We start from the raw sequence: 23,189 nt of genomic DNA, 5'->3' as shown, positions 1-23,189 counted from the left end.
CGCACTCAATTCATGAACAGGCGGACATGGACCGTGGTGTGATGAGCAACGAGCACGTCGAAGACCGGCGCGAAGGCGGCCATCTCGTCGAGGGCGAGATCGCGCACGGCGAGGTAGTCGTCCTCGACGCGGCCCTGGGCGGCGAACAGGATGCGCTGGGTCTCGAAATGGTCGATCCGCATCAGCCGGAGCGCGGCGCTCAGGATCATCGAGGCCATGCCGTACTGGTGGACGACGAAGGCGTCCGTCTCGTCCGCGCCGAGATGTGCGAGGGTGATCGCCTGACCGATCGGCAGGCAGCCGGGGGTGGCGTCCGATCGGATATCGGCGAGCCAGCGCTCCAGCACCGGCGAGGGGCCGATCTTGAGCGCCAGCTCGGCGAGCTTCTTGCCCATCCGCGTCAGCATCAGCTGCTGCTCCTCGCCGACGCGGCGGCAGAGCAACGCTCGGTCGGCGGTGACGATGCCGGAATAGTCCTCCGCCAGGGCGGCGCGATGGGCGTGCAGCAGCGCGACGCCATCCACCCGGGCGTTCTGGTGCAGAACGAGTTCGACGAATTGCAGCAGGCTGCTCGCGTCGCTGACGATCCCCGTCTGCAGCGCGGATTCGAGGCCGTTCGAGAAGGCGAAGGAGCCGATCGGCAGCGTCGAATCCGAGAATTGCAGCAGGCGCGCGAGATGCGTCATGCCGCGCGGTGCGAGACGGGCCCTCGGCTCACCGTGCCGCATCACGCCACCGGATCATGGCGGTGATGATGCGCGTGCGAATGGCCATGATCGTGCGCGTGATCAGGGTGGTCTTGGTGGTCTTCATGGTGGTCTTGGGCCTGTGCAGCCTCGTGACCGTCATGATGGTGGTGTGGGGTGGCGTCGGCACCGGCAAAGAGCAGCCGGACCTCCTTCGCGTCGAGCTTGGCCGCCACCTCCTCGCCCGGGGCGAAGCGGGTTGTCACATGGGCGAAGGCGTGCGTGCGCATGACCGACGCCATCACCTTCTGATCGACCGAGAGCGGCACGTAGACCGTCGATCCCTTGATCACCGCCGGCCAGTGCTGGTTGCCGAGGCCGTGCCCGAGTTCGAAGGAGGCGCGCAGGATGTCGTGCGGCGCGAGGCTCTCCAGCCCCTCCAGCTCGATGACCAGCACCTCCTTGAGGGCGATCCGGGCCACGACGATGAGCTTTTGCGCCGCGTCGTAGTGGAGCACATCGCCGTCGTGCAGGTGCTCGGAGCGCGGCAGCGAGATCGCCAGCTCGATGCCGCTCTCGCTGGCCTTGCGCAGGCGGCTCTTGGGCGCCTCCCATTGCTCCAGCACCAGCGGATCGATCCGCGCCTGCCCCGCGCGCTCCTGCCAGACCGGATCGCCGAGATGACCGAGTTTGTGTTCGACGAGGATCATTCGTCTCTCCCAACGGACCGCGCTCACGCGCGGCGCAGGCGTTTCCCGGATGCGATTCCGAGCCAGATCGCGGCGTAGCCGACGATCAGGCTGGACAAACAGTAGAGGATCGAAAGTCCGACTTGGCCCGTCGACGATGCTTCGGACGTGACGCCGTAGATGAAGCTCGAGAACGTCGACATTCCACCGGCGAAACCCGTGCCGATCAGGAGAATGAACTCCTGCGATACGCTTCCCAGGCGATGAAGTTCGAAGGCCGCGCCGAGGCAGAGGCAGGCGACGACGTTGGCGGTGAAGATGTCGAGCGGAAAGGCGCCGCTGTGCTGCGGGATCAGCAACATGAGGAACTCGCGCGTGAGGGCGCCGAATCCGCCACCGATGAAGACGAAAACGGCCTGTGCCCCCATGACGAGCCCCTACGCTCGCGCCAGGGCGACGCCCGCCGCCGCGGCGCAGAGGCCGACGCCGACCGACGCGACGAGGTACAAGGCGGCCAGCCCCTGGCGATGATCCATCGCCATCTGCGCCGTATCGAGCTGCATCGAGCTGAACGTCGTGTAGCCGCCGAGAAAGCCCGTCAGAACCAGGGACGACACCACGTCCCCGTGGCGTTGCTGCCAGCCGAGGGCGAGCGCGGTGGAGAGATAGGCGATCGCGAAGGCGCCGGTGACGTTGACGAGGAAGGTGCCGAACTTGAAGCGTGCGGGGATCGCGCGGTCGATGAAGCCGCCGAGCTGCCAGCGCAGCAGAGAGCCGGCTCCGCCGCCGAGACACACCCACATGATGTCGATCGGTTTCATGAACGCATAGACCGAGCTGTGAGCCGGCGGCGGGAGGTCAGCTGAAGAAATGGAGCTGCGCGAGCGGAAGATGTGTGGCGGGCTCGATCGTGGCGTGCTTGCCGTCGACCATCACCGCGAAGGTCTCCGGGTTGACCTCGATGACGGGAAGCCGGTCGTTTCGAACCATCGACGCCTTGGTGATGGTGCGCGTGCCGTAGACGGGCACGACCTGGGAGGTCAGCTCGTAGCGATCCACGATCCCGTCCTCGTAGGCGGCATGGGACGTGAAGGTCACGCGCGTCTTGGCTACGGCCGGGCCGAGAGCGCCGAACATCGGACGATAGACGACCGGCTGCGGTGTCGGCAGCGAGGCGTTGGGGTCGCCCATGATCGCCCAGGAGATCATGCCGCCCTTGATGACCATTTTCGGCTTGGCGCCGAAGAAGGCCGGTTCCCAGAGGACGAGGTCCGCCATCTTGCCGACCTCGACCGACCCGATCACGTGCGAAACCCCCGCCACGATGGCGGGATTGATCGTCACCTTGGCGACGAAGCGCAGCACGCGCTGATTGTCGTTGCCGGACGCATCCCCCTGATAGGCACCGAGCCGCGCCTTCATCAGATGGGCCGTCTGAATGGTGCGCGCCCAATTCTCGCCGACGCGGCCCATGGCCTGGCTGTCGCTCGACAGGATCGAGATCGCGCCGAGATCGTGCAGAACGTTTTCCGCCGCAATGGTCTCGGCGCGCACGCGGCTTTCCGCGAAGGCGACGTCGGTCGGGATCTTCGGGCTGAGATTGTGACAGACCATCACCATGTCGAACAATTCCGCCTGCGAATTGATGCCGTAGGGCATGGTCGGATTGGTCGAACTGGGGATGACGTTGGAAATGCCCGCCACCCGGATGATGTCCGGGGCGTGGCCGCCGCCCGCGCCCTCCGTGTGGTAGGTGTGGATCGTGCGCCCCTCGAACGCGGCGATGGTGCTCTCGACGAAACCCGCCTCGTTCAGCGTGTCCGTGTGGATGCAGACTTGGATGTCGTGATCGTCCGCGGCGGTCAGGGCCATGCGGATCGCCGCCGGCGTGCTGCCCCAGTCTTCGTGTACCTTCAAACCCATCGCGCCGGCCCGGATCTGCTCCTCGATCGGGAGGAGCGCCGAGCAATTGCCCTTGCCGTGCACGCCCGCATTGACCGGCCAGGCATCGAAGGAGCGGAGCATCATCTCGATGTTCCACGTGCCCGGCGTGATGGTCGTGCCGTTGGTGCCGTCGGACGGGCCGATGCCGCCACCGAACAGCGTCGTCACGCCGTTGCTGAGCGCGGCCTGGGCCTGCTGCGGCGAGATCAAGTGGACGTGGGCGTCGATGCCGCCCGCGGTCAGGATGAGGTGCTCGCCGGAAATGGCGTCCGTGCCCGGTCCGAGCGCGAGACCCCGTGTCACCCCCGACATCGTCGAGGGATTGCCGGCCTTCCCGATCCCGACGATCAGGCCGTTCTTGATACCGACATCGGCCTTGATGACGCCCTGGACCGCGTCGAGGATCGTGACATTGGTGATGACGAGATCCGGTGCGCCCGCCGCACTGGTCAACTCGTTGTCGTAACCCATGCCATCCCGAAGCGTCTTGCCGCCGCCATAGACGGCCTCCTCGCCGTAGACGCGAAGATCCTTCTCGATCTCGATGTAGAGGTCCGTATCGGCGAGCCTGATCTTGTCGCCTGTCGTCGGCCCGTAGAGATCCGAGTATTGCCGCCGCGAGATCTTGCTCATCCCAGCGCTCCAGATTCGGCTATCGAAGGGGGCAGGTTACGGCTTGTTCTTGAACCCGTAGCGGTTCACGCGATCCAGCGCGTCCGACAGGCGTGGGCGGTAATCGTCGTAGGTTTCATCGCCGACCCAACCGTCGACGAGGCCGTTGAAGCCGAGCACCCGCTGCTTGCCCTGATAGGGAACGAGCGAGACCTCCCTCTCGTCTCCGGGCTCGAAGCGCAGAGCGGTCGTGGCCGGGATGTTGAGGCGCTTGCCGAAGGCTTGCTCGCGATCGAACTCGAGCGAGGCATTCACCTCGAAGAAATGGTAGTGCGATCCGACTTGGATTGGGCGATCACCCGTGTTTCGGACCTTGATCGCTGTCGTCGGATATCCGGCATTGATCTCGATATCCCCTGATCCGAAAATAATTCCGCCGACGGGCGCCTTCTTCTGGGGAGGACTCATCGTATCACCTCCTGATATCTCGATTTACTTGATCGGAGCATGTACCGTGATGAGGCGCGAGCCATCCGTGAACACCGCTTCGACCTGAACGTAGGGAATCATCTCCGCGACACCGTCCATGACGTCGTCGCGCGTGATGGTTTTACCTGCGAGTTCCATCACTTCTTCCACCGTCTTGCCGGCGCGGGCGCCTTCCAGGGCCGCGACGGAGATCAGGGAGACGGTTTCCGGATGGTTGAGCTTGAGCCCCTCGTCCCTACGGCGCTGTGCGACCTGGGCAAGCATGTAGATCAGCAGCTTGTCAGTTTCACGCTGAGTAAAGTGCATAGGCGGCTTCCCGAGCGAATGCGGCCTGCCTTGGCAGCCAATTTATTGGCACCCAGAGAATATATTGCTTTCAACCTATAGCAGCAACTTAACGAACGTGGATAGCACCGTTTGAATACGGACTATTACTTAACCAAATGATCAATTTCTCTCATAAGTTGTTGTAATGGCGGGAAACTTGCGCGGGACTTGGCTGCCCGTTACGCTTCCAGCCTCGGTGCCAAATGGCTTCCCCATTTCGGCGGGGAGGGGCACCAAGTCACGACGCTAGAGTTGTACCGGCTGTTCGGCTCCGCATCGGGATGCTCGATTTTGGGGCCGCTGCTCCGGCTCCGGTGGCCATCGGTCATCTTAGGACGTGAAGCTCAGAAGCCACTGGCCTCGAAGACTTTTCGCGGACGATGGGTCGAAGACTTGGGGCCGGCAGGACATGCCACGCCGTGTCGGCGCCGACGCCTTAAGATTGGCAATCTTATCAAGACGTTCATCGTCAAAATCTGCTGCGATCGGGATCGTTGGGGTTAATAATGGCTGCAATGCCTCGATGAGATGCGCGAATACGAAAAATTCCTATCTTGTGCCTGCCCATAATTTGCAGTTTAGTGGCGCCCGGATCACTGAGTGCCTAGGTTGCACGATGTCGCCGCTTCTGACGCGCCTGCTTGCATCGGCCAGCGCACTCGGCGTGAGTACGCTTCCGAGCCATGCGCTCGATCCGACCGCCGTCGAGCTGGAGGAACTGCAGGTCACCGCGCAGGGCGGTCCCGCACATCCCTCTGCGACGGTTGCGGGACCGGCCGCGAACCTGAAGACCCGGATCTCATCGTCGGTCCTGGCTCTCCCGGGCAACACCACGGTGATCGACGCCGCGGAGATCGCCCGTCTACCCGTGCAGAGCTACGGCGACCTCTTCCGTCCCGTGGCAGGCTTCGATGTCTCGAATTACGGCCAGGGCGGCGTCGGGTACGGCATCGCCCTGCGCGGCTTCACCGATGCCGAGCACGGCCGCGACGTCGCCGTCTTCATCGACGGGGTGCCGATCAACGAGGTTTCCTCGATTCACACCCCGAACTACGTCGATCTCAATCCGCTGATCCCGGAGACCATCCGCTCCATCAGCATCGTGCGCGGCCCCTTCTCGGTCGAGGCGGGCGACGCCAATCTCGGCGGCTCGATCTTCATCGACACCAAACGGGCCGAGCCCTTCTCGACCGTCGGCGCGTCGGGCGGCTCCTTCGGCACGGGGCGGGGGCTTGCCACCTTCAGCCAGCTCGGCCCGGGGATCCAGCCCTTCCTTGCCTACGAAGGCTACGGCACCGGGGGCTATCGCGAGAACGGCGATCTCGGCCGCTACAACGCCTTCAACAAGGTCACCATCCCCCTCGATCTCGGCTCCAGCCTGTCGCTGCGGGTGCAGATGTACGGCACCGGCTTCGGGCAGCCGGGCTATCTGGAGCGCGACCGCGTGCGCGCGGGTCTCGTCTCACCGCGGGCCGCGACCAACATCACCGATGGCGGCGGCAAGACCCTGCAGACCTTCGTGGCCAACTACGTCAACGGTGGACCGGACGACGAGGTGGCGGCGCTTCTCTATGCCAGCCACGACGTGTTCAGCCGCTTCTCGGATTTCGGCGCCGGCCAGCGCGGGCAGGTCGAGGAACGGGAGACCGTGGGCGGCCGCATCCGCAAGGTCTGGACGACGAGCCTGTTCGACGCGCTGCCGACCCAATTCCTCGTCGGCGGCGATTGGCGGAGCGATGCGCTCGAGGTGAACACCGGCCCCTCGGTCGCGCGCAGCTTCACCGCACGCACCCTCGATCTCGATCTGTTGCAGCACAACCTCGCGGCCTACGCGCAGGTGCAGGTCAAGCCGGCGCTCTGGCTGAAGCTGACCGGCGGCGCGCGCTTCGACCAGTTCTTCTACGACGTGCGCAACAACCTCGACCCGGCCCTGTCGCCCAAGGTCAGCCCCAACGTGGTCTCCCCCAAGGGCGGTGCGGCGCTCACACCCTTCGACTGGCTGGAGCTGTTCGCCAATTACGGCCAGGGCTTCCGCAGCCCCTCCGCCTCGAGCGAATTGACGAACAATCCCCGCCTCACCCCACTGAGCATCGAGAGCACGGAGGGCGGCGGCCGCCTCGTGTTCGACCGGTTCAGCCTCCTCGGCACGGTGTTCTTCACCGACATCGCCAACGAGGTCTTCCAGCCCGCGCCCGGCCTGCCCGTGCAGAACCTGGGCAAGTCCCGCCGCGACGGCTTCGAGGTCGAGGCGAAGGTCCTGGCCTATCGTGAAGGCCTCGACCGCGTGGCGTTGTTCGCCAACTATTCCGGCGTCTCGGCCCGACTGCTCAACGGCGCGCCATCCGTCTTCATCCCCAACGTGCCGGCCTATCTGGCAACCCTCGGCGCCGAATTCGACATCGCCGCACCGGTCGCCCTGTTGCCCCGCGGGCGCCTGACGGGTGCGGCCTACCTGTCCTACATCGGTGCCAAGCCGCTGACCGAGGATGGCGCCTTGCATTCCTCGCCCTATCCGCGCGTCAGCGGCCGGATCGCCTACGTCCACGAGAGCGGCTGGACGACCTACGGGCAGGCGACCTGGTATCCCGGCGACCGCACGAGCGAGAGCATCTTCAACTTCGGCTCGTCGGTCTCTGCCTCGGCCGCCGAGATCTTCACCAGCCCGCAGCCGCGCCTGACGCTGCTGGCCGGCATCACCTGCAGCCTTGCAACAGGAGCACCTCTTCAATGAGACGGACCGCCGCCCTCACCGCACCGGCTTGCGCCCACGACATCTGGCTCGACCCGGCCGGCAACGGCGTGCAGATCCTCTATGGCCATCCTCACGAGCCGGAACTGCCGAGTGCTGGCAAGCTGATGAGCCTGACCGCCTACGAGCCTTCGAGCGCGGTGGCCCTGAACGCCAAGCTGCAGACCGGCCCAATGCCCGCGCTCAAAGCCGCGCATCAGGGCGACGCATTGTTCGCAGCCGCCTACGACAACGGCTACTGGGTGCGCCTGCCCGACGGCAGCTACCGCAACGCCAGCAAACGGATGCTGCCGCAGGCCGATAAGAGCCTCTGGTCGGTGAAGTTCGCCAAGGCCGTGTCCGGCCCGACGGCCCCGTGGGACAGGATCGTCGGCCAACCGCTGGAGATCGTCCCGCTGGAGGAGCCGGCCGCGGCCTCGGGCCAGATCCGGGTGCGCGTGCTGTTCGAGGGCCGCCCGCTCGGGGGCGCCAGCGTGGTCGCCACCGACGGCGTGAACTTCAAGAGCGAGGCGGATCAGGCCCGCGCCACGACCGACACGGACGGCGTCGCCGTCGTCTCGCTGCGCAGTGCCGGCCCGCAGGTGCTCGGTGTCGCTCACCGCGTGACCCCTTCGCAGACGCCGACGCTGGCCGATGCGGACAGCTACGGCGCGACGCTCGCTTTCACGGTCACCGACCCGAAGACCAACTGAGCGAGAGGCTCGATGGAGCGCAGGCGGCATCGGCTCTCAAAGCCCGCGCCGCCTCGATCAAGGTCCACGACGCCGAACGGCATCGCTTTCGCGCCCGAGGGTGCGACGGCTTAGATCGTCGGTGCCGATGAGGGCACACCACAGGCCGCAACGAGAGGCGAGGCGCTTTACGGCGTCCGCCAAGAGACCGGATGAACTCATGGCGCCGCCGCGAGCTCGGCGTTCATCGCCCTGAGGCAGGAGATGGGGCGGGTGCGTTCGGAGAGTCCCACCACGCGAGCGGGGTTCGCATGACTTTGGGCGAACCCCGTCGATCCGCTGCGTTCACGGCTTGATGCTTCTGTGCTCGCATCACGGGGGCGGTTCCAGGCGAGAGCTTTCGGATCGGCTGCAGAGGAAGAAGCGGATGCAGGCCGAAGACTCGGCATGCCGTGCCGAGGACCAGACCGCCGCTGCGCAGGTGCACCGGATCGACCGCGACCCCAGCCGGATCCGCTTGCTTGGCCTGCGTGAGGGCTTCTGGGCGGCGATCACAGCGGTCGCCGTCGCCCATACCGAGTTCGACACGACCCGCTCCACCGCCCGCGACCAACTCACGGGCGCTTTGATCGGCGGAGCCGCCGGTCTCGGTGCCCATCTCTCGCTCGGCCCCTCCCTACCGACCTACGCATCGGCTGTCCTGCTCGCGACACTTGCCTGCTGGCTCGTCAACGTGTCGAGCGCGTGCCGTGTCGCCAGCATCACCGCCACGATCATTCTACTCGTGCCCCATGTCGGGCCGGTGGAGCGCATGGCGGGGTCGCGGGTGCTGGAAGTCGGCTGGGGCGTTTGCGTGGCCGTGGCGACGGTCTGGATCGTCACCCGCCTGAACCGTGGGATTGGGATCAAACTCTGACGCCGAGTGCTTCGAGTTAGGAGAGCCTCCTCCTGTGACCCTGACCCAGCAAACTGGTCCGCGCTGAGCGCAAGTTTTTCGGGCATCCTGAACCCGGAAGGAGGGAGGATGCCATGCCTCGCAAACGCTTCACGAATGAACAGATCGCCTTCGCCCTACGGCAGGCTGAGACGGGCGCCTCGGTGGACGAAGTCTGCCGGAAGATGGGCGTGTCCGAGCCGACGTTTTACCGCTGGAAGAAGCAGTTCGTCGGCGTGGGCGTGCCGGAGATCCGGCGGCTCAAGCAACTGGAGGACGAGAACAGCAAGCTCAAGCGGGCTGGTCGCCGATCTGACGCTGGACCGCTCCATGCTGCAGGATGTTCTGAAGCGAAAGTGGTGAGGCCCGCCGTTCGCCGCGAGGTCGCCGGTCACTTGCAGGTGGTCTACGACATCAGCGAGCGACGGGCCTGTCAGGCTACCGGCTTCGGCCGTTCGTCCCAGCGTTACAGGAAGCGAGCCGACCCGTAAGTCGCTCTGCAGCGTCTGCTAACTTATTGAGGAGATTGGCGCACCCGACACGATTCGAACGTGTGACCTTTGCCTGAGGAGGGCCACGCTGCCATCCCTTTGAGCAATCAAGACTTCCACCGCCCCGCACAGCGCCGTTGCGCTACGCCTTCGGTTGGGCTACTCACGAGCCACGGTCAGCACCCGTAGCTCAGCTGGATAGAGCGTTGCCCTCCGAAGGCAAAGGTCACACGTTCGAATCGTGTCGGGTGCGCCATCATAAGCCATTGTTTTTGCTTATGGTTTTTTGACCCTGCCGAAAGCTCCACCTAGCGTTCGTGAACAGCCTGTCACGCTTTGTCACAAGCGACGGGTCACGAATCATGGCGACTATCCGAAAGCGGGGACGTTCCTGGCAGGTTCAGGTGCGGCACATCGGCTTTCCCACTCGCTCAAAATCGTTCTCATCCAAAGCGGCTGCGGTAGCGTGGGCGCAGGCACGGGAGCGGGATTATGCTCCCATTGACGATCCCGCAGGGCGGTCAGCTAACAATAGCTTGACGGTAGGGGAACTGTTGCGGCTGACCTGACCGGTATTTTGGACCGAGCCGAGTGAGAGACGACTGCATGGCCGCTGGCATGGGTCGCCGGAAGGCCAAATCGGGGAAGCTGACGGGCGCGGGCGGCCGGTAGCCCAGGGACGAGTGCGGCCGGACCCGGTTGTAGGTGTTCTGCCAGAGGGCGATCACGGCCTGGGCTTCCTTGAGCGAGTAGAAGATCTCTTGGCGCAGGCACTCGTCGCGCAGCTTGCCGTTGAAGCTCTCACAATCCCCGTTCTCCCACGGCGAGCCCGGCGCGATGTACTGGATCTGCGAGCCAGCCTTGGCGACCCATTTGCGCAACGCCTTCGCGATCATCTCAGGGCCATTGTCGCAGCGGATGTACTCCGGGATGCCATGCAGGCACATGGCGTCGGCCAGCGCCTCGATCACACCGAGGCTGTTGATGCGCCGCGCCACCTTCAGCGCGAGGCAGGCCCGACTGTGCTCATCGATCAGAGTCAGGATGCGCAGGCTTCGCCCGTCATGGGTTTGCGCCTGAACGAAGTCGAAGCTCCAGACGTGATTGCGGCGAAGCGGCCGTAGTCGTTTGCCCGAGCCGTCGTTCAGCCACAGGCGGCTGCGGGGTCTCTATCGGCTCGGGACCTTCATCTTCCTGGCTTGATCGACCTGCAGGCCGCCGTACTCCTTGCGCCAGCGGTCAGAGCTCTGCTCGGAGATCTCCGCCTCCTTGCACGCCAGCGACAAACTCTTGCCCTGCGCCGTCTGCACCTCGATCTGGCGCAGCTTCAGCACGACCGGCTCTGCGCTCGTCTTCTGTCCTCGCCGCATGTCCGATTCCTTCGGTCCTGGCTGATCCTCTCAATCAGCCCGGTCCAAAGACAGCCGGTCAGGTCAACGCCCCGAGCCTTCGCCAACCAAGCTGCCACAGTCCGAGAACTTGCATAGGCCGTGGACCACAAACCGGGGCAAATCCATCAGGGCGGACCACTTCGATGGGGGCGGATCAGTCACGTGAGATGCCTAACATACCACCAAGCATTTGCGGTCGCGCAGCCGCCGAACAGTGTTTGCGTCTATTCTCGATCCTGCCGCACGATCTGCTCCGCGCCCGCTTTCTGCCCGTGCGACATGTCGAACGCTTTCGGCCCAGGCCACGGCCATACCGGCTGAGCATGTCGCGAGCCGGACGCTAATCCGCGGCCGATGCGCTCACCGCGGCGATGATGCCGGTGAGTACCCGGATCTGTGGCGCCTGCTTCGTGAGATGGCGCCCCCTGTCCGAGGCGGCGTCGAGATACCCCCACCAATCCCAGCAGCCGTTCGGATTCGGCTCGATCCAGGCGGCGTCCACGACGCCATCGAGAGCGGGCAGTCGACAGATGGGGGCGGACACCGGCGTGCCGAGCGCGATCGCCGGATAGACGATGATCGTCCGGTAGCGCTCCGCCCACTCGTTGTAGCCGGCCGTGCGCGCGAACTGCCGGGCATCCTGTTTGCAGCCGTGGAGCGCCACGTGCACCCGGCAGGCGCTGCCGGCCGCACGGCAGGCCGGCGGGACGTAGATGGAGCCGGTCGGTGCCATGTCGAAGTTGCGCCGACGGGTGCTCTTGTCCGGCGACCAGAGCCAGACCGGATTGAGATGGTCGTTCGCGAGGGCGGGACTACCGGCCTTCACCCGGTCGATGAGGGACTGCTGATCGAACGCCCAGACCTCGGATTCGGGGACCTGCGGGGCCCGCTGGCTCGGGTCGTAGGGCGCACCGGCACCGAACAGCGAATGGAACATCTTGCCCACGTTGTCCTCCGCGCCGCAGCGCCGGACGAAGTCCGCCTCCCGGTCGTCGGCGGCGCAGGCCGCGCTGCCATCGGGCGTGATGATGCCGTGCCCGGCGCGGCTGCTTCCATCCGCGGCGTTGCCTTCGTCGAGGCTTGCCGCAGCGCCGATGAACGCGGTGAGGAAGGCCGCATCCGCACGACCCGACCCCACCGTAACGGTCTCGTCGGCCGGGCTTTGGAACACCCAGGACCGGCTCAAGGCCTGCGGTCGACCCGACACGAGGCTGTCGATCGCACCGTCGGCAGCCAGGCGGTGAGCCGTATCGATCGTGGGCGTCAACGCGCTGCGGCCGCACAGGCAGGCATTGACCGCCCGCGAGAGGCTCCCATCGGCGCAGCCCCATTGCGGTCCTGCGACGGCGCCCACCGCCTCGACCGAACCCGAATGGGCCACGGCGTATTGAACGGCCATCGCGGCGCCCGATGACAGGCCCGAGAGGCTGACCCGGTTCGGATCACCCGCGCGCCGCAGGCCGCGACCGTCATCGGCCGCAGCGACCGTCGCAATTGCGCATAGGAGGGCCGCAAGGCCAACCGTCCGAGCGAGGCGCCCTCCGATCATGCTCATACCGCTTCTCCCTCTGCGTAGGCTGGCCTGTCTGGCCGGATCAGCGCTCCTTGCCGAGCGCGTCGAGGGCGGGGCCGAGGCCGCGGAAGGAGAGCGGAAGCGCCATCTCCTGTCCACCCGCATCCTTGAACAGCAGCCGGCCCGGCGCCTCCGCCTCGCGCCAGCGCTTCAGGACCTCCTCCTTCACCGCCCCGTCGGCCAGACAGCCGCCGGGCAGGCAGCGCCGCCACGCGAGGTCCGGCATCGACGCCTTGACGTCCCGCTCGTCGAGCCCGACCCGGACGGTCGAGGGGAAGCTCACCGCCACCGGCAGCAGCGCCGTCATCCGCAGTTCCGTCTCGCCCGGCACCCGCCCGATCGCGACCTGGGCGATCGGCGCGGGCTGCCCCTGCACCTGCATGCCTTGCGACACCTCGCACAGGCGCACGGTCTTCTCGGGCGGGCCGAGGCGCTGGCACCGAAGGACCCAGTCACCGTAGCTGGCGGTGGTCACGCCCGGTTCGGACGGGACCGGTGGCGGCGCGGCCGGGGCGGCGGGAGGCTTGCCGCTCGTTGGTTGCGCCAGGGCGGAGCCGAGGAAGAGCGCACCTCCGGCCAGCACGGCGGCGACAGCGGCCGGACGGCACAAGCTGAGGAAGCCGGCGGACGGCACAAGGTGGCTGCCGCGGGCAAAGCCGAAGCGCTGGGGCTGGGCGAGATGCCGGGTGCGGTGGGCCTCGCGGTCGAGGGGGACGACGGCGCGGGAGAACAGCGGGAGCAGCTTCATCGGTGCGGGGGATCCGGTTCGGGCTCAGCGGGCGGACAGGCCGGCCTGCGGCGCAGGCGCCGCGATGAGCGGCGTGAGGAAGCAGCCGCCCTGCTGGCTGGTGCAGACGAGGGTGGCGTCGAAGCGCGGGTCGGAGACGCGCAGGGCGCCGTCCGGGCCGGCCCCGAGGAGGAGCGGCAGGTCGGGGGCGACCGGGCGAGCGTCGAGGCGGGCGGCGCGTTCGACGGAGCTGGCCAAGCCGGAGGGGGCGAGGGCGATCGGCCGCGGCTCGGGCTGCGGCTGTGTCGGCCTCGCAAGCACGGCAAGATCTGCGCCGACGAAGCCGAGGCTGTAATTGGCCGAGGCCGAGAGGCTGCCGCGGGTGATGCGGTAGAGGCCCGGCTCGCTGGCCGCGTCGGCCGCGGTGGCCAGCACACCGGTCAGGCGGTCGCCGTTGGCGAGGCCGCGTCCGCCCAGGGTGTAGGTCAGGATCGGGTTGGCGTCGCCGTAGACCCGGGTGAGCCCGTCGGCGGTGATGGTGAGCGGGCGCCGGTCGATGGTGTAGCGGCCGGCTTCGGTGGCGCCGACGCGGTAGTTGCCGTTGGTGAGCCGGCCCGTCACCGTGAGGCGGTACGCCCCGGCGGCGCGGGTGGCATCGAGATCGAAGCTGCTGGACAGGCCGGTGAGCACGCTCGCGTCCTGTCCGCCGACGAGGCCGCTGGCCGACAGACCCGGATCGATGGGCGTGTCGCCGTAGACCGAGCGGCCGCCCTCGGCCGCGACGGTGACGAGGGCCGGTGTGATCGTGAGCGTGCCGGTGGCGGGCAGGGCATAGTTCGAGGCCAGCCCGTTCCCGCCGGCGACCGCCAGGCGCAGGCCGGTGAGGCGCGATCCCGTGTAGATGGCGGCATCGGCAGAGAGGGGGGAGCCGGCCCCGGCGGTGAGGGTGACGGTCTCGCCGGTGACGCCCCCGGCGACGGCGAGTTGACCGGCGTGGAACTCGGTTGTGGCGTCGTAGGTCTTCGTGCCGGTGACGGTGAGCAGGGCCGGAGCGACGGTGAGAGCCGTGGCGTTGCCGGCGGCCTGGACGAGGAGGTAGTTGCCGGCGCTCAGCCCGGAACCGGTGACGGCGTAGCTGCCGACGTTGCTGCCGGCGCCCGCTTGCGTGGTGAAGGCGAGGGTGCCGGTCGTGCTGTTGGCCGGCGTGTCGGCGCCGAGGAAGCCGGCGACGCGGCCGGTGAGCGCCGGATTGGCGCTGCCGTAGGTCCGGCGGGCGGCGTCGGCGGTGTAGGTCAGGGTGGCCGGCATGATCGCGACCGTGCCCGCGGCACCGGAGAGCGTGTAGTTCGGGTTCGACAGAGCGAGGCCGGAGAGGTCGGAAAGCGCCCGGCTGCCGGCGTCCTTGGCCGCGAGGATGCCGGTGCCGGCGACGGTTACCGCATCCCCGTTGACGAGGTTGCCTGCGGTGAGCAAGCCGCCGACGAAACCGGTGCCGCCGTCGTAGACCCGCGTGCCCGACAGCGTCACGGCGCGCGGCGTGACGGCGAGGTCGGCGCCTTGGTAGGTCAGCGCGTAGTTGGCCGAGGCCGCCAGCGACCCTTGCGTGATGGCGTAGTCCCCGACGCCGCTGCCGGCCGTGGCGATGGTGGCGAGGCTGCCGCTCAGGGCGTCGCCGTCGGCGAGGCCACGCCCGCCGACGGTGTAGGTCAGCGTCGGGTTGGCATCGCCGTAGACCCGGGTCTGCCCCTGTGCCGTGACCGTCACCGCGCGTGGCACGATGGTGAGGCCGTGACCGCGCGTGGTGTAGGTGATGGCGTAGTTGCCGGCCGAGCCCGCCGCGAAGGTCGCGTCGGTGCCGGTGAGGGCGTAGCGTCCGACGCCGCTGGCCGCGGTGGCCGGCGTCAGAAGCCCGACGCCGTCAAGGCGGTCGCCGTTGACGAGGCCGTCGCCGGCGGCTGTGCCCCGCGCCGGGGTGGCCTCACCGTAGGCGCGGGTGAGCGCATCCGGCGTGACCACGAGCGCGCGTGGGGTCACCGTCCAGGTGCCGCTCCGGCGGTCGGCGACGACGTAGTTGCGGTTGGTCAGCGAGCCGGTGACGGCGAGGGTATAGCGGCCCGCCGCGCTGGCGGCGTCGAGGTCGAAGCTGTTGGACAGGCCGGTGAGCACGCTCGCGTCCTGTCCGCCGACGAGGCCGCTGGCCGACAGGCCCGGATCGGCCGGCGTGTCGCCGTAGACCGAGCGTCCACCTTGGGCCGTGACGGTGATGGAGGCCGGGGCGATGGTGCCGGCGGCGATGACGGAGGTGGCCGAGAGGCGGTAGTTGGCCGCTTCCGCGCCGGTCAGCCGCAGGCCGCTCACCGTGATCGTGCGGGGGCCCGCATCGCCGCTGTCGTAGCCGGCCGCGATGCTGTCGAGGCCGATGCGGCCGGCATCGGTGCCGAGGATGCCCGCAAGGTCGACGAGGCGGCGTCCGGCGGGCAGGGCGGCGGTGCCGTCGTAGGTCTTGTCGATGCCCTGAGCGCCACGCGCCGTGAGCAGGGCCTGCGTGACCGTGACCGTGCCGCCCGCACCGGCGAGGGTGTAGTTCGGGTTCGACAGGCGCAGACCGGAGAGGTCGGCGAGGGTCTGGGTCCCGGCGTTCCGGCCCGCGAGGGTCCCGGTGCCGGAGACGCTCACGCTGTCCCCGTCGACGCGGTTGGCGATCGTCAGCAGCCCGCCCGCAATGCCGGTGGTCGCATCGTAGACGCGCGTGCCGGAGAGCGTCACCGGCCGGGCGGTGACGGCGAGGTCGGCGCCCTGATAGGTCAGCCTGTAGTTGGCCGAGGCCGCCAGCGACCCTTGCGTGACGGCATAGCCCCCGACGCCGGACGTGACCGCCGCGCCCGTCGCGAGCGCACCCGCGAGCCGGTCGCCGTTGACGAGGCCGCGCCCGCCGACGGTGTAGGTCAGCGCCGGGTTGGGATCACCGTAGCGGCGGGTCTGCGCGTCGGCGGTGACGGTGAGGGCGCGCGGATCGACGGTGAAGGTGCCGGTCTCGATCCGGTCGATCCGGTAATTGCGGTTGGTCAGGGTGCCGGCGACGGCAAGGGTGTAGCGGCCCGCCGCGCTGGCGGCATCGAGGCCGAAGCCGCTGGACAGGCCGGTGAGCACGCCGACACCCTCGCCGCCGACGAGGCCGCTGGCCGACAGGCCGGGATCGGCCGGCGTGTCGCCGTAGGTCGAAGATCCGGAGCGGGCGGTGACGATCACCGGAGCCGGGGTGATGCTGAGCGTAGCGGTGGCCGGCAGGCGGTAGTTGGCGGCCGCGCCGTTGCCGCCGGCGACCGCGAGGCGCAGGCCGGTCAGGCTCGATCCCGCGTAAGTGCCGGCATCGGCGGAGGCCGCGGTGCCGGAGCCGGCGGTGAGCGTGAGGGTCTCGCCGTTGACGCCGCCCGCAACCGTGATCTGATCCGCCGTGAACCCGGTGGTGGCGTCGTAGGTCCTGGCGCCGCTGATGCTGAGCGCTGCGGGATCGACGGTGAGTGCGGCGGCATTGCCCGCCGCCTGAACCAAGACGTAGTTGCCGGCGCTGAGCCCGCTGCCGGTGATCGCGTAGGTGTCGACGTTGCTCGACGCGGTGGCCGTCGTGCCGAAGGCGAGCGTGCCGGTGGTGGCGCTGGCCAGGCTCTCGCCGGGGACGAAGCCGGTCACCGTCCCGGTCAGCGCCGGGCTGGCCGCGCCGTAGGTGCGGCGGACCGCATCGGCGGTGTAGGTCAGCGTGGCGCGGGCGATGTCGGCGGTGAGGCCAGTGGGCTGGACGAGGGTGTAGTTGCCGGCGTCGGTGCCGGTCAGGGTGTAGCCCGTGACGGTGACCGGTTTGTTCCGGCCGGCGTTCTTGTCGGCGAAGCTGCCGGTGCCGGTGCCGCCCAGCGCGACCACGTCACCGGTGAATGCGAAGACCGTCGCGGTGCCGCTGAGCGTGGCCGCGGTGGTGCCGTCGTAGGTCTTGTCGAGGGCGGTCACGCCGGAGACGGTCAGGTTGGCGCGAGCGATGTCGGCGGTGAGGCCGGTGGGCTGGATGACGACGTAGTTGCCGGCGTCGGTGCCGGTCAGGGTGTAGCCGGTGACGGTGACCGGTTTGTTCCGGCCGGCATTCTTGTCGGCGAAGGCGCCGCGGCCGGTGCCGCCCACCGCGACCACGTCACCGGTGAGTGCGAAGACCGTCGCGGTGCCGCTGAGTGTGGCCGCGGTGGTGCCGTCGTAGGTCTTGCCGGCGGCGCTGACGCCGGAGACGGCGAGGTTGGCCCTGGCGATGTCGGCGGTGAGGCCGGTGGGCTGGACGAGGGTGTAGTTGCCGGCGTCGGTGCCGGAGAGGGTGTAGCCGGTGACGGTGACCGGCTTGTTCCGGCCGGCATTCTTGTCGGCGAAGCTGCCGGTGCCGGTACCGCCCAGCGCGACCACGTCACCGGAGAATGCGAAGACCGTCGCGGTGCCGCTGAGTGTGGCCGCGGTGGTGCCGTCGTAGGTCTTGTCGAGGGCGGTCACGCCGGAGACGGTCAGGTTGGCGCGGGCGATGTCGGCGGTGAGGCCGGTGGGCTGGACGAGGGTGTAGTTGCCGGCGTCGGTGCCGGAGAGGGTGTAGCCGGTGACGGTGACCGGTTTGTTCCGGCCGGCATTCTTGTCGGCGAGGCTGCCGATGCCGGTGCCGCCCAGCGCGACCACGTCACCGGCGAGTGCGGTGACGGTGGCGGTGCCGCTGAGCGTGGCGGCGGCGGTGCCGTCGTAGGTCTTGTCGAGGGCGGTCACGCCGGAGACGGCGAGGCTGGCCCGATCGATCGTACCCGTGCCAGCGACGGCGGACAGCACGTAGTTGCCCGCCTTGGCCCCGCTCAGCGACAGGCCGGAGACGAGCACCGAGCGGGTGCCGGCGCGGGCGCTGTCGTAGGCCGCGTTGCCGGCCACCCTGACGTCGTCACCGAACAGGACGCCGGCGCTGGTGAAGCCGGTGCTGCCGCCCGGCAGGGCGGTGGTGCCGTCGTAGGTCTTGGTCACCCCGGTGGCGCCCGTCACGGTGATGGTCGCCGGGGTGATGCTCAGCGTGCCGGGGACGTAGAGGATGCGGGTGGCGTTGCCCGCCGGGCTCGTGACGGCGGTGCCGGAGGCGGTCACCGCGTAGTTGCCGACGTCGGAGGTTCGGCTGGCGCCGCTGCTCAGAGTGCCGAGCGTCGTCACGAAGTCGCCGGGGCGCAGGCCGGCATAGGACGCGATCGGCGCGCTGCCGCTGCCATAGGTGCGGCTGCTGCTGGGCGTGACGGCGACGACGTTCGAGAGGCCGTAGAGCTGCGGATAGAAGGCGATGCCCTGCCCCCCCTGGCCGACCTGGTTCGGCGGCGCCCAGACGGTGGCGAAGTCGAAGCCGGCATAGTTGGCTCGGAAGCTGGCGAGATCCTGCATCTGCGCCGTGGTCAGGCCGGTGGCGCCGGCGGACGAGCCGGCGCCGACGCCGCGGCTCTGCCCGGTGGCCTGCGTGTCCCAGTAGGTGTTCTCCAAGGCGCCGACGGTTCGGCCGACGAGGCCGCCCACGGAGGAGGAGCCCGAGACGCTGCCGCTGGCATAGGACTGGCTCACCGTGCCGTCGTTGTTGCCGACGAGGCCGCCCACCCTGGAGGAGCCCGTGGCGCTGCCGCTGGCGTAGGACTGGCTCACCGTGCCGCCGGAGTTGTAGCCGACGAGGCCGCCCACGGAGGAGGAGCCCGTGGCGCTGCCGCTGGCGTAGGACTGGCTCACCGTGCCGTTGTTGAAGCCGACGAGGCCGCCCACGGAGTTGGAGGAGCCCGTGACGCTGCCGCTGGCGTAGGACTGGCTCACCGTGGCGCCGTAGTAGATTTCACCGACGAGGCCGCCCACGCCGGAGGAGCCCGTGACGCTGCCGCTTGCGTAGGACTGGCTCACCGTGCCGTTGTTGGTGCCGACGAGACCGCCCACGATGGAGGAGCCCGAGACGCTGCCGCCGACAAGGCCGAGGCCGCTCACGCGGCCGCCCGTACCAAGGAAGCCGATTAGCCCGACACCGGCCTGGCTCGGCCGGGCGATGGTCAGCCCGGTGATCGTGTGCCCCGCCCCGTCCAGGCTGCCGGTGAACGGGGTGCTGGAGGTCCCCACCGGCACGAACCCGCCCGCCCCCCAGGGGCCGGTCGATGCGTCCGTGGCGGCCGTGGCCGAGGCGTCGAGATCGCGGGTCAGGCGGTAGGACCCGGCGAGGTTGGCGCCCATCAGTTGCAACTGGTGCAGGTTCGAGACCGCAATCACGCCCCCGACCGGAGCCGCCGCCTCGCTGCGCAGGATCGGCCGCATGTCCCCGGCCTGATACCAGACGGTGCCGAAGTCGAAGCTTTGGGTGGTGTCGAGCGGATTGATGTAGCCGGCCTGGGAGCGCGCCTGCACCGTGGTCAGCCCGGTGGAGCCGGCGGACGAGCCGGCGCCGACGCCGTTCGCCCGCCCGGTGGTCTGCGCATCCCAGTAGGTGTTCTCCAAGGCGCCGTCGGTTCGGCCGACGAGGCCGCCCACGTTGGAGGAGCCCGTGACGCTGCCGCTGGCATAGGACTGGCTCACCGTGCCGTAGTAGTTGTTGTTGCCGACGAGGCCGCCCACGATGGAGGAGCCCGTGACGCTGCCGCTGGCGTAGGACTGGCTCACCGTGCCGCTGCTGAAGCCGACGAGGCCGCCCACGTAGTTGGAGGAGCCCGTGACGCTGCCGCTTGCGTAGGACTGGCTCACCGTGCCGCTGCTGAAGCCGACGAGGCCGCCCACGGAGCTGCCGAAGCCCGTGACGCTGCCGCTGGCGTAGGACTGGCTCACCGTGGCGCTGTTGAACATTTCACCGACGAGGCCGCCCACGCCGGAGGAGCCCGTGACGCTGCCGCTTGCGTAGGACTGGCTCACCGTGCCGTTGTTGGTGCCGACGAGACCGCCCACGATGGAGGAGCCCGTGACGCTGCCGCCGACGAGCCCGAGGCCGCTCACGCCGCCGCCCGCGCCGAGCAAGCCGATCAGCCCGACATAGTTCTGGCTCGGCCGGGCGATGGTCAGCCCGGTGATCGTGTGGCCCGCCCCGTCCAGGCTGCCGGTGAACCCCGCGGTGTTCGTCCCCACCGGCACGAAGCCGCCCGCCCCCCAGGGGCCGGTCGATGCGTCCGTGGCGGCCGTGGCCGAGGCGTCGAGATCGCGGGTCAGGCGGTAGGACCCGGCGAGGTTGGCGCCCATCAGTTGCAACTGGTGCAGGTTCGAGACCGCGATCACGCCCCCGACCGGAGCCGCCGCCTCGCTGCGCAGGATCGGCCGCAGGTCGCCGGCCTGATACCAGACGGTGCCGAAGTCGAAGCTTTGGGTGGTGTCGAGCGGATTGATGTAGCCGGCCTGGGAGCGCGCCTGCACCGTGGTCAGCCCGGTGGCGCCGCTGGACGAGCCGGCGCCGACGCCGTTCGCCCGCCCGGTCGTCTGCGTATCCCAGTAGGTGCTCGTCAGGGGGCCGGTGTTGGAGCCGACGAGGCCGCCCACGATGGAGGAGCCCGTGACGCTGCCGCTGGCGTAGGATTGGCTCACCGTGCCGGTGTTGTTACCGACGAGGCCGCCCACGTCGAGGGAGCCCGTGACGCTGCCGCTGGCGTAGGACCGGCTCACCGTGCCGGAGTTGTTACCGACGAGGCCGCCCACGTTGTCGGAGCCCGTGACGCTGCCGCCGACGAGGCCGAGGCTGCTCACGCTCCCGCCCGTGCCGAGAACGCCGATCAGCCCGACAAAGCTCTGGTTCGGCCGGGCGATGGTCAATCCGGAGACCGTGTGCCCCGCCCCGTCCAGGCTGCCGGTGAACGGGGCCGCGTCCGTGCCGACGGGCACGAAGCCCTGTCCACCCCACCAAGTGGCGGTGCCGGCGGCGTCGATGTCGCTGGCGAGGCGATAGGAGGCCGCACGGTAGTCCGCCGAGGAGCCCATGCCCTGTAGGCCGTAGACGTCGCTCAGCCGGTACGGATCGGCGTTCGTGCCGTCCCCGCCCACCGCCCGCAGGAAGCTCGCCCCGTCGGCGATGCGGAAGTCCGCCGTGGCGAAGCCGGGCAGCGTGGCCGCGTTCTGGGTCCAGTTGCCCGAGGCCAGGGTGAAGCGCGCCACCGACAGGTCGGCCGTCGCCGTGACGGCGCTGCCCGCCCCCGCCTGCAGGATCAGTCCGCCCGCCTGCGCGGTGATCGGCGCGTTCAGGGCGATCCCCCCGGCGGCCTGCAGCGTCAGGTTCGCCCCGGTGTTCCACGTCAGCGGCGCCGCCACCGTGATGGTGCCGGATTCGTTGCCCGTCGGGCCGGTCGAGACCACGACGTGGGCCGTCGTCAGCGCCGTCAGCAGCCGCGCCGCGTCGATCACGCTGCGCTCGCCCGTCGCGGTGAAGCCCGAGACGCCGCTGTCCGGGGCGTTCGCGATGGTGATGTCGTGCGGGTCGAGCAGCAGCGTGCCGAAGGCACCCCGCGCCGCCGTCAGGACCGTCGTGCCGTCATAGGACAGCACGCCCTTGCTCGACACCTCCGCCTGCCCGCCGCTGCCGCCCGAGGCGCCGCCCCGCGCGGTGATCGTACCGGCGAACCGCGTCGCCACGTCCGACCACACCACCACGTCGCCGCCGTCGCCCCGCACCGTGGCATCCGCCCGGATCGTGCTCGCGGCATCGACCGTGACGCGCTCGGCGCGTGCCAGCGGACCCTGCCCGAGCCGCCCGCCCCCCACGCGCACCACGCCGCCGCCGCTCGCGCCCGACGCCTCGATCAGCGCTGCGTGCGTCGCGATCGTCGGTGCGGTGGCGGTCACCCGCCCGCCCTGGCCGGTACGGCCCTCCGCCAGAACCCGCCCCGACAGCGCGAGGCTCTCGCCCGCCTTCAGCCGCGCCCGGCCCCCCCTCGCGCCGGACACGTCCACGCGGCCCGCCACGTCGAGCCGCCCGCCGGTGATCCGCACCCGGCCACCGTCAGCCCCGTCCAGGCCCGAGGCGTCGAGCCGGGCATTCGGCGCCAGCGCCACCGCACCCTCGCCGCCCGACAGGGTGATGCGCCCGTTGCGCCCCGCCACCGCGCGCGCCTCGACCACACCCGACAGGTTCACCGCCTGACGCGCCATGTCCCGCGCCGCTGCCGCGGTAAGGGTGACCGACCCGCCATCCGCCGAGATCGTGCCCGCGTGCTCGACCAGGGCGCCGCGCCCCTTGGCCTGCGTCGGCACCGCAACTTGCAAAAAGCCGTCGCCGGAGAGGTCCAGCGTCGCCCGCTCGCCCGCGCCGAGCCCGACCCGGCCCATCGGCACTTGGATCGTGCCGGTGTTCGTCACCCGCCCGCCGATCAGCGCCGCGTAGCCGCCGCGCCCGATCGTGATCGCCCCGTGGTTCGTCACCGGCGCCGAGGCGCCCGAGCCGCGGAACGGGCGCCGTCCGGCCTTGAAGTCCTCGTCCGAGATGCCGAGCGAGGAGGCGACGAAGCCCGCCGCATTGACCTGGCCCGAACGGGTGATCGTCACGCCGTTGGGGTTGACGAGGTAGACCTGCCCGTTGGCGTTGAGCTGCCCGGCGATGGTCGAGGGCGTGGCGCCCGTCACCCGGTTCAGGATCGCCGCGTTCGCGTTCGGCTGGTGGATGTCGACCCGGTTGCCCCCGCCGACGGAGAAGCCCTGCCAGTTGACGATGGCGCTCTGGCTCGACTGCGTGATCGCCAGAGCGTTGCCGTTGGGAGCGCCGATCGTGACCCCGCCGGAGACCACCTGCCCGCCGGTCGGCAGCGGCTCGGCCCGGACGGGCACGGGGCAGAGCGGCACGAGGCCGATCCCGACCAGCGCGGTCGAGGCGAGCAGCGCGCTGGTGAAGGCGCGGATGCGGGGCGAGGCGGGGCGGGACATCGC

Annotated in this window: 14 protein-coding genes, 1 tRNA gene and 2 pseudogenes; 5 read left to right on the top strand and 12 right to left on the bottom strand. The window is 69.2% G+C overall.

From position 1 onward, the window contains the following. Positions 1–5 precede the first annotated feature (5 nt). From Y590_RS05650 to Y590_RS05620, 7 genes are read right to left on the bottom strand one after another with little or no spacing between them, the layout of a single operon-like run. Positions 6–686 carry an urease accessory protein UreF gene (locus Y590_RS05650; protein ID WP_083530774.1) on the bottom strand — a complete coding sequence of 227 codons (681 nt, stop codon included), beginning with the start codon at positions 684–686 and terminating at the stop codon, positions 6–8. A gap of 41 nt (positions 687–727) precedes the next feature. Continuing rightward, positions 728–1,396: an urease accessory protein UreE gene (locus Y590_RS05645; protein WP_060768996.1), complete on the bottom strand. Its 669-nt coding sequence runs from the start codon at positions 1,394–1,396 to the stop codon at positions 728–730. A gap of 23 nt (positions 1,397–1,419) precedes the next feature. Then, positions 1,420–1,803, bottom strand: a complete 384-nt coding sequence (gene crcB, locus Y590_RS05640) for a fluoride efflux transporter CrcB (RefSeq protein WP_060768995.1) — start codon at positions 1,801–1,803, stop codon at positions 1,420–1,422. Between the two features lie 9 nt (positions 1,804–1,812). Then, a complete protein-coding gene (locus Y590_RS05635) occupies positions 1,813–2,196 on the bottom strand; it encodes a fluoride efflux transporter FluC (RefSeq protein WP_060768994.1) in 384 nt (127 codons plus the stop codon). A 37-nt stretch (positions 2,197–2,233) separates the two neighbouring features. Next, on the bottom strand, positions 2,234–3,952 hold the full coding sequence (locus Y590_RS05630; protein ID WP_060768993.1) for an urease subunit alpha: 1,719 nt from the start codon (positions 3,950–3,952) through the stop codon (positions 2,234–2,236). Positions 3,953–3,988: 36 nt separating this feature from the next. Next, complete coding sequence (locus Y590_RS05625) at positions 3,989–4,399, bottom strand: urease subunit beta (protein WP_060768992.1); 411 nt, start codon at positions 4,397–4,399, stop codon at positions 3,989–3,991. Between the two features lie 24 nt (positions 4,400–4,423). Continuing rightward, a complete protein-coding gene (locus tag Y590_RS05620) occupies positions 4,424–4,726 on the bottom strand; it encodes an urease subunit gamma (RefSeq protein ID WP_060768991.1) in 303 nt (100 codons plus the stop codon). A gap of 637 nt (positions 4,727–5,363) precedes the next feature. On the opposite strand from Y590_RS05620, the gene Y590_RS05615 reads away from it, so the two are divergent. The 5 genes and pseudogenes from Y590_RS05615 (at position 5,364) to Y590_RS05595 (ending at position 9,848) form a co-directional block, all read left to right on the top strand. After that, entirely contained in the window at positions 5,364–7,478 is a 2,115-nt protein-coding gene (locus tag Y590_RS05615; RefSeq protein WP_060768990.1) for a TonB-dependent receptor, read from the top strand. After that, positions 7,475–8,188, top strand: coding sequence for a DUF4198 domain-containing protein (locus Y590_RS05610; RefSeq protein ID WP_060768989.1), 714 nt, complete (start codon positions 7,475–7,477; stop codon positions 8,186–8,188). The genes Y590_RS05615 and Y590_RS05610 overlap by 4 nt, the downstream gene beginning before the upstream one ends. 406 nt (positions 8,189–8,594) lie before the next feature. Continuing rightward, positions 8,595–9,083, top strand: a complete 489-nt coding sequence (locus Y590_RS05605) for an FUSC family protein (protein ID WP_060768988.1) — start codon at positions 8,595–8,597, stop codon at positions 9,081–9,083. 113 nt (positions 9,084–9,196) lie between these two features. Continuing rightward, a pseudogene (locus tag Y590_RS05600) lies at positions 9,197–9,589 on the top strand (transposase); the annotation flags it as partial. Between the two features lie 182 nt (positions 9,590–9,771). Next, a tRNA-Arg gene (locus Y590_RS05595) sits at positions 9,772–9,848 on the top strand. A gap of 265 nt (positions 9,849–10,113) precedes the next feature. Here Y590_RS05595 and Y590_RS05590 read toward each other — a convergent pair. The 5 genes and pseudogenes from Y590_RS05590 to Y590_RS05570 all read right to left on the bottom strand — a co-directional run. Beyond that, a pseudogene (locus tag Y590_RS05590) lies at positions 10,114–10,755 on the bottom strand (integrase core domain-containing protein); the annotation flags it as partial. Positions 10,756–10,761: 6 nt separating this feature from the next. Further along, complete coding sequence (locus Y590_RS27655) at positions 10,762–10,962, bottom strand: hypothetical protein (RefSeq protein ID WP_502689507.1); 201 nt, start codon at positions 10,960–10,962, stop codon at positions 10,762–10,764. Positions 10,963–11,323: 361 nt separating this feature from the next. Beyond that, complete coding sequence (locus tag Y590_RS05580) at positions 11,324–12,538, bottom strand: PHB depolymerase family esterase (RefSeq protein ID WP_060768987.1); 1,215 nt, start codon at positions 12,536–12,538, stop codon at positions 11,324–11,326. A gap of 40 nt (positions 12,539–12,578) precedes the next feature. Beyond that, complete coding sequence (locus tag Y590_RS05575) at positions 12,579–13,304, bottom strand: invasion associated locus B family protein (RefSeq protein WP_083530773.1); 726 nt, start codon at positions 13,302–13,304, stop codon at positions 12,579–12,581. A gap of 24 nt (positions 13,305–13,328) precedes the next feature. Next, the gene (locus Y590_RS05570; RefSeq protein ID WP_060768986.1) at positions 13,329–23,186 is read right to left on the bottom strand and encodes a YDG domain-containing protein; all 9,858 of its coding nucleotides are present in this window, start codon (positions 23,184–23,186) and stop codon (positions 13,329–13,331) included. Positions 23,187–23,189 lie beyond the last annotated feature (3 nt).

The organism is Methylobacterium sp. AMS5 (assembly GCF_001542815.1).
Taxonomy (GTDB): domain Bacteria; phylum Pseudomonadota; class Alphaproteobacteria; order Rhizobiales; family Beijerinckiaceae; genus Methylobacterium.
This window is presented reverse-complemented; position numbering and strand designations above follow the sequence as displayed.

Coding starts and splice junctions, on each gene's coding strand:
- Y590_RS05620 (WP_060768991.1), bottom strand. CDS start 4,726: ATGCACTTTACTCAGCGTGAAACTGACAAGCTGCTGATCTACATGCTT.
- Y590_RS05615 (WP_060768990.1), top strand. CDS start 5,364: ATGTCGCCGCTTCTGACGCGCCTGCTTGCATCGGCCAGCGCACTCGGC.
- Y590_RS05575 (WP_083530773.1), bottom strand. CDS start 13,304: ATGAAGCTGCTCCCGCTGTTCTCCCGCGCCGTCGTCCCCCTCGACCGC.
- Y590_RS05625 (WP_060768992.1), bottom strand. CDS start 4,399: ATGAGTCCTCCCCAGAAGAAGGCGCCCGTCGGCGGAATTATTTTCGGA.
- Y590_RS05635 (WP_060768994.1), bottom strand. CDS start 2,196: ATGAAACCGATCGACATCATGTGGGTGTGTCTCGGCGGCGGAGCCGGC.
- Y590_RS05605 (WP_060768988.1), top strand. CDS start 8,595: ATGCAGGCCGAAGACTCGGCATGCCGTGCCGAGGACCAGACCGCCGCT.
- crcB (WP_060768995.1), bottom strand. CDS start 1,803: ATGGGGGCACAGGCCGTTTTCGTCTTCATCGGTGGCGGATTCGGCGCC.
- Y590_RS27655 (WP_502689507.1), bottom strand. CDS start 10,962: ATGCGGCGAGGACAGAAGACGAGCGCAGAGCCGGTCGTGCTGAAGCTG.
- Y590_RS05630 (WP_060768993.1), bottom strand. CDS start 3,952: ATGAGCAAGATCTCGCGGCGGCAATACTCGGATCTCTACGGGCCGACG.
- Y590_RS05580 (WP_060768987.1), bottom strand. CDS start 12,538: ATGAGCATGATCGGAGGGCGCCTCGCTCGGACGGTTGGCCTTGCGGCC.
- Y590_RS05650 (WP_083530774.1), bottom strand. CDS start 686: ATGACGCATCTCGCGCGCCTGCTGCAATTCTCGGATTCGACGCTGCCG.
- Y590_RS05570 (WP_060768986.1), bottom strand. CDS start 23,186: ATGTCCCGCCCCGCCTCGCCCCGCATCCGCGCCTTCACCAGCGCGCTG.
- Y590_RS05645 (WP_060768996.1), bottom strand. CDS start 1,396: ATGATCCTCGTCGAACACAAACTCGGTCATCTCGGCGATCCGGTCTGG.
- Y590_RS05610 (WP_060768989.1), top strand. CDS start 7,475: ATGAGACGGACCGCCGCCCTCACCGCACCGGCTTGCGCCCACGACATC.